Source organism: Bacillus sp. JJ1566, from assembly GCF_036962685.1.
GTDB lineage: Bacteria > Bacillota > Bacilli > Bacillales > Bacillaceae_L > Ferdinandcohnia.
Genome location: NZ_JBALOP010000044.1, coordinates 26921 through 32934, shown reverse-complemented (window position 1 = coordinate 32934; position 6014 = coordinate 26921). Strand labels below are relative to the sequence as shown.

The following is a 6014-nucleotide window of genomic DNA, read 5'->3' as shown; positions in this document are numbered from 1 at the left end:
CAGGACGTGGCGGTAGTTAGTCGATGCTTCTTAATCACGGCGCCTCGCACTTTTCTTTTTATATTGTAATATTTACATCTCCATCTTCACTAATTTCAACGGTGGTATAGCTTTCAAATGTCGACATTTCGGTGATGTCGCGCTTTTGCTCACTTGCAAAGCTCTCCATGTATCTTTGATACGTTTCTGGATCTTTAACAATATGATAAAAATACGTCATTTTCCCATCATTATCACTATGTGTCCTTAAGAAAAAACGATCTTGAAACTCATTTTTAAACCATTCTCTTGCTTCCATGTGATTCGAAAAATCTGGCATGTTGTCATAAATTGATGTTATATCAATATTCATGTTGATTCACCTCTCATGAGATTTTCGGTTGTAATTAGTATGTCCATCTATTTACAACAAATCCATAACTATTAAGCCCCAGGTTTCAGATTTTTTTCAACCATGATCTTCTTTTCAAAATCACTTCGTTCAATCAACAGCGAAACAAAGATACTTCCGACAATTGCCCATAAAGGTGCACCGATGTTAAAAAAGTTCACACCTGACATGCCGATGATGAATGCGAAAAAGGCACCCATTTGAAATTTTGTATCTGAAAAAGCAATCTTTAAGGAACTTAAAAGAACACCAATCATCGCTAAACCGGCAATTGTACTTACAATTACAGTTGGCATCGCAATCACAAATGGAACCACAAATGCTGCAAACACACCAAAGCTTGCAAATAATACACCATTTGCGGCCGAAGCAGCAAACCGACCTTCTTTTTTACCTGACTCATCCGAGGCACAAATCGCTGTCATTGGACCCGCAGTATTAATTGCATGAGCCCCAAAAAACGAAGCGAAAAATCCCAAAACAGCCCCATAAACGGCCATTGCACTACTTGGTGGCTTAAATCCCTTCGCCATCAAAATTCCGGTAGTTTGCGCATTCTCCGTACAAATAATTAAAATGGCAAGAGGTATAGAAAGGGAGATAATCGCTTTAAAACTAAAAGTGGGCATTTCTAGTTGAGGTAACACAAACGAACTCTGGACATGTGAAAAATTAAATTCATTCATGAAAACGGCGAGAAGTACAGAGACAACCAATGCTGATAACACAGGCGGTATTTTTTTAATAAAACGCGAGGAAAACAAATAAACTAAGATGGCCGAGCCTGCTAATAGCGGAGATACCTCAACAGATGTAATCATCTCAACCGCAAATCGCATCATGACACCAACAATCATCCCCATCACGATGGGAACAGGGATCCAATTCATCACTTTCTCAATTAGCCCGGTTACACCAAGAATAAGAACAAGTAAATTGGCAACAAGATAGGCACCAATTGCTTCTGTTAATGAAAAATGTGACAATGCACTCGCAACTAAAACAGCGCCAGCAATGGAATAAGCACCTGCGATAGGTTGCATATATTTTAAGGATAAAAATAGACCCAATAATCCACCAAAAAAATACACCGCAAATAACCAGCTGATTGTTTGTTCATGGGTTAAACCACCGCTTGCCGCGCCGCCAATAATAATGAGTGCAGGACCTGTACATCCGAATACTGCTGCTACAACACCAGAACTAATTGTATTGATATTTAGATTTTCATATAGATCCTTGAACCTCCTATTTTCTATCATAGAAGCCTCCTTAAATTCATAATTTCCACGTTTTTAATAGAGCATATGTAATTAGTTCTATAATAACACAGACTCTAATTAAAAATTACGTATTTTTTACGAACGTCTAAAAAACCTCCAAAAAGATAGAATAAGTGAGCATTAAAGAGAAAGGATGTTATTTTATCGGAAAAATGAGAAAAACTCAGATTTGATAATTTAAAAAAGATTCAGTATATTTGAAATTAATTACGATAGCTATAAAAACGTAATACATAACTTTAGGAGGTAATGAAGAATGACAACTACAGTAAACGAAACAAAAAACTTAACAGTTAAGAAAGTGAATGGGATTGCTGAAGTTCACATTCATGTAAACAAAACAAACTCTTATGACCTGGACTATTACAAAGAATTAAATGCAGCGATTGATGACATTCGTTTTGATAATGACATTAAAGTAGCCGTCTTAATGAGTGATATGCCAAAGTTTTTCTCAGCAGGAGCCAATATCAATTTCTTAAAATCTGCTGAGCCACGCTTTAAAACTCAATTTTGCTTATTCTGTAACGAAACATTGGATAAAATTGCACGCTCTCCACAAATCTGGATTGCTTGCTTAGAGGGCCATACAGTTGGTGGTGGATTAGAAATGGCTCTAGCTTGTGACTTACGCTTCATGGGAGACCAAGCAGGAAAAATCGGACTTCCTGAGGTTTCTTTAGGCGTGCTAGCTGGAACAGGTGGAACTCAACGTCTCGCTCGCCAAGTTGGGCATTCAAAAGCTCTTGATTTAAATATCACGGGCGAAACATTAACCCCTCAAGAAGCATTAGCTATTAATCTAGTTGATCGTGTATATCCACAGGAAGAAACGAGAGCAAAAACGTTAGAATATGCAGAGAAGATTGCCAGCAGTGCAACTTATGCAACTTCTAACATTAAGCTTTCAATCATGAACGGAAAAGAAATGCCACTAAACGTAGCCATTCGTTACGAAGGAGAGCTTCAAAATCTTTTATTCCGTTCACAGGATGCTCAGGAAGGTTTAAGCTCGTTCATCGAAAAGCGTGAAGCTAATTGGAGTGGGAAATAAAGTGAAACTTCCATCAGTAGGGGTTTTCTTCATCCCCTCTGATGGTTAGTTGAACCAATCGGGCTTTTACGGGCAGTTGATCCCCCAATTAACAAACTTTGTACTTCGAAGTCATGAAAGGGGGTCTTACTGCCCGTTAATGCGGGAGAAGCCCAACTAAATCCAAAGCGATATCGGAATTTCCGGTATCGCTATTTTAAAATAGCCAAGGCACGGCGACTTTTTCCGAGCCTTTTTCAACAGAATGTCTAGCTCCAGGCGCCATCGGCTCGAGGTCATAAGCCAATCGCTTCGGAAGGTAAAAAAACACCTTCTGTCAGCGCTTGTCTTATGCTTGTCGCCGATAAGCGGGCGCCTTGCGCTTTTCAAATAGGAGGATAGAGTGTGAGATCAAATGAATTTCAAGTCATCGTTAACTGGGGGGATACCGACAAAGCGGGAATCGTGTATTACCCAAATTACTTCAAATGGTTCGACATCGCGGGGCACCAATTTTTTAGAAGCTGTGGATTATCTCCAAATACATTAGAAAAAGAACGACAAATCATCCTGCCAATGCTGGATGCAAGATGTAGCTTTGAAAAGACATTATTATATGATGATATTATTACGATTCGAACAGAGGTTGAAGAAATTAAAACAAAAACAATCAAGCTTCGGCATCAGGTATATAGAGGAGAAACAAGAACGGGGCATGGATATGAGATACGTGGCTGGGTAAAACAAACGCCAACTGAAATTAAAGCAGTTCCAATACCTGAGGACGTACTTTCGATTCTACACGCTGACCTCCACACAAATGAGTCGGGGAAAAGACCACTTTTTAATGCATAATTTCCAAAAACCTCTATAATTAAATTAACAATATCGAAATATAACAAAAATTAGTAAGTGTGGTGACTTCGATGAAGCCTAGATCCTTAATGTTTACATTATATGGGGAATATATTAAATATTATGGGGGAGAAATTTGGGTTGGTAGTTTAATTGAACTAATGAAGCAGTTTGGGGTATCCGAATCGTCTGTAAGGGGCGCCATCTTTCGGATGGCTCAAAATAATTTGGTGGAAGTACGAAAAGTAGGCAAGAAAAGCTACTATTCCGCAACTGCCCAAGGTCGTGTCGATGAAGGGGTAAGCAGGGTATATGCCACTCAAAATCACATATGGGACCAGAAGTGGAGAATCCTTACATATTCGTTTCCAGAAGAAAAGCGCGAGATCCGCAATAAAATCCGTAAAGAACTGATTTGGACAGGATTTGGAAACCTCACGAATAGTACATTAGTGACACCAAATCCGGTTGAGGACCAAGTAAAAGAAATGATTAGAGTGTATGGAATTGAAGAATATGCGTTTTTATTCACGTCATCTTCAATTGTAACGCATGACAATCAAAGTATTATCGACATCGGCTGGGATTTAGACATGGTGCGGGATGAATATCAAACATTCATTGATAAGTTCACACCAAAATTTGATGAACTGCGAGAAAAAGCGTTAAACAACACTTTGAAGGATGAGGAATGTTTTATTGAGCGAACTGTACTTGTGCATGAGTACAGGAAATTCCTTTACCAGGATCCTGGTTTTCCAAGGGATTTATTGCCGCAAGGATGGATTGGCATAAAGGCGCGAGAATTATTTTGGAATATTCATCAGCTTTTATCCATCCCGTCAATCCGCTACTTCGAGTCCGTTTTCGAGGGAGCACCAGATCAAGAAATTCAAATTGAACGTGATAAAGCACTCAATCCATTTGGAGAGATCTACATTTAAGAAGAAAGCCTCCGGCAGATTTTTTGAATAAAATACGCCAAGGCGCATTTGACTGAGGTGAGCCATGAATATTGAAAAAATTGAATTTGGTGGCTATCGGATTGGAGTTCCAGTTCCGTTTCCGATGAAGTATGTTTATTGTTATCTTTTTAAACAGAATAATGGTTATGTCATGATAGATGTAGGATTAAATTATCCAGCCGCGAGAGATGCTTGGCAGGAGGTTTTTGACCATCTGGGAATTACTTCTCGTGACGTTCATACCATCTATTTAACCCACTTCCATCCAGACCACTCTGGACTTTCGGGCTGGATGCAAGAGCAGTCGGGCGCTGACCTTTACATGAATGAAGTAGATGCAGCAATGATTGAGCGTGTTTGGGGTGAAGGCAGCGTACAGGTTGCGAAAATGAAAGAAATGGTGTTGCAGCACGGGGTTCCGGGTGATTTAGCGGATGGAATCGTTGATCATATGAACAAATTACGTAAGAACGTTCTCCCATTACCTGTTGTAAAACCAATCGGGGACAAGATTGAATTTGGTGAAAAACAATGGATGGTTATTCATACCCCAGGTCATAGTGAGGGACATGTTTGCTTTTTTCAGGAAGAAGAAGGCATCTTAATTGGTGGCGATCATATTCTCGAAAAAATCACACCGAATATTAGTGTATGGCCTAGCGCCAGCCAGCATCCATTGCATGAATACATTGAGTCATTACGTAAAGTTAAAAAGTATCCGATTAAAAAGATATACTCTGCCCATCATTCGCCGGTTCTTAATGTAAGTGAACGAATTGATGAGCTGATCCAGCATCATAACGAGCGGTTGGCTTATATTGAAAGCTTGGCCGACCATAAAACGACGTATGAAATTGCAAAGGTATTGTTTTCCCATCGGGAGCTCAATCCACATCAATGGCGCTTTGCAATCGCCGAAACAATCGCTCATTTGAACTATTTAGTGCGTGAAGGGCGGATTATAAAAAAAGATCAAGATCCAATTGTTTATGTACAAATCTAGTAAAATATAAAAGCGAAAACCCCAAGATTGTTAGTAAACTAGCAATCTTGGGTTTTTTTGGGTTTGAGTGAAATCTGATTTGGTGATGAAGAGGAAAACGGTGAGGAATCTCGTTTGAAGTGCTCTTCATAGGGTTGATGAAGAGGAAAACGGTGAGGAATTTCGTTTGAAATGCTCTTCATAGGGTTGATGAAGAGGAAGCCGAGGAGAAATCTTGTGTGAAATGCTCTTCATAGGGTCGATGAAGAGGAAACCGAGGAGAAATCTTGCGTGAAATGCTCTTCATACCGCCGATGAAGTCCCGAACGAATGTGGATCGCAATGTGAAAGGTCTTCATACCGCCGATGAAGTCCCGAACGAAATGAAATCGCAATCGTAAAGGTCTTCATACCACTGATGAAGTCCCGAACGAAATGAAATTGCAATCGTAAAGGTCTTCATACCGCCGATGAAGTCCCGAACGAAACGAAATCGCAATCGTAA

Annotated in this window: 6 protein-coding genes; 4 read left to right on the top strand and 2 right to left on the bottom strand. The window is 39.7% G+C overall.

Annotated features, from left to right (window positions below; all coding sequences use genetic code 11):
• Nucleotides 1-58: 58 nt before the first annotated feature.
• Entirely contained in the window at nucleotides 59-352 is a 294-nt protein-coding gene (locus V7112_RS16985; protein WP_335421952.1) for a hypothetical protein, read from the bottom strand.
• A gap of 71 nt (nucleotides 353-423) precedes the next feature.
• Nucleotides 424-1653 (bottom strand): benzoate/H(+) symporter BenE family transporter, encoded by a 1230-nt coding sequence (locus tag V7112_RS16980; RefSeq protein ID WP_335421950.1) that lies wholly within the window; start codon nucleotides 1651-1653, stop codon nucleotides 424-426.
• Between the two features lie 277 nt (nucleotides 1654-1930).
• Here V7112_RS16980 and V7112_RS16975 point away from each other — a divergent pair, with 277 nt between their 5' ends.
• From V7112_RS16975 to V7112_RS16960, 4 genes are all read left to right on the top strand, one after another.
• Nucleotides 1931-2728 (top strand): enoyl-CoA hydratase/isomerase family protein, encoded by a 798-nt coding sequence (locus tag V7112_RS16975; protein ID WP_335421947.1) that lies wholly within the window; start codon nucleotides 1931-1933, stop codon nucleotides 2726-2728.
• 384 nt (nucleotides 2729-3112) lie between these two features.
• On the top strand, nucleotides 3113-3562 hold the full coding sequence (locus V7112_RS16970) for an acyl-CoA thioesterase (protein ID WP_335421945.1): 450 nt from the start codon (nucleotides 3113-3115) through the stop codon (nucleotides 3560-3562).
• A 71-nt stretch (nucleotides 3563-3633) separates the two neighbouring features.
• Nucleotides 3634-4506 carry a PaaX family transcriptional regulator gene (locus V7112_RS16965; RefSeq protein WP_335421944.1) on the top strand — a complete coding sequence of 291 codons (873 nt, stop codon included), beginning with the start codon at nucleotides 3634-3636 and terminating at the stop codon, nucleotides 4504-4506.
• A gap of 64 nt (nucleotides 4507-4570) precedes the next feature.
• Nucleotides 4571-5530, top strand: a complete 960-nt coding sequence (locus V7112_RS16960; RefSeq protein ID WP_335421942.1) for an MBL fold metallo-hydrolase — start codon at nucleotides 4571-4573, stop codon at nucleotides 5528-5530.
• Nucleotides 5531-6014 lie beyond the last annotated feature (484 nt).

Coding starts and splice junctions, on each gene's coding strand:
- V7112_RS16985 (WP_335421952.1), bottom strand. CDS start 352: ATGAATATTGATATAACATCAATTTATGACAACATGCCAGATTTTTCG.
- V7112_RS16980 (WP_335421950.1), bottom strand. CDS start 1,653: ATGATAGAAAATAGGAGGTTCAAGGATCTATATGAAAATCTAAATATC.
- V7112_RS16975 (WP_335421947.1), top strand. CDS start 1,931: ATGACAACTACAGTAAACGAAACAAAAAACTTAACAGTTAAGAAAGTG.
- V7112_RS16965 (WP_335421944.1), top strand. CDS start 3,634: ATGAAGCCTAGATCCTTAATGTTTACATTATATGGGGAATATATTAAA.
- V7112_RS16960 (WP_335421942.1), top strand. CDS start 4,571: ATGAATATTGAAAAAATTGAATTTGGTGGCTATCGGATTGGAGTTCCA.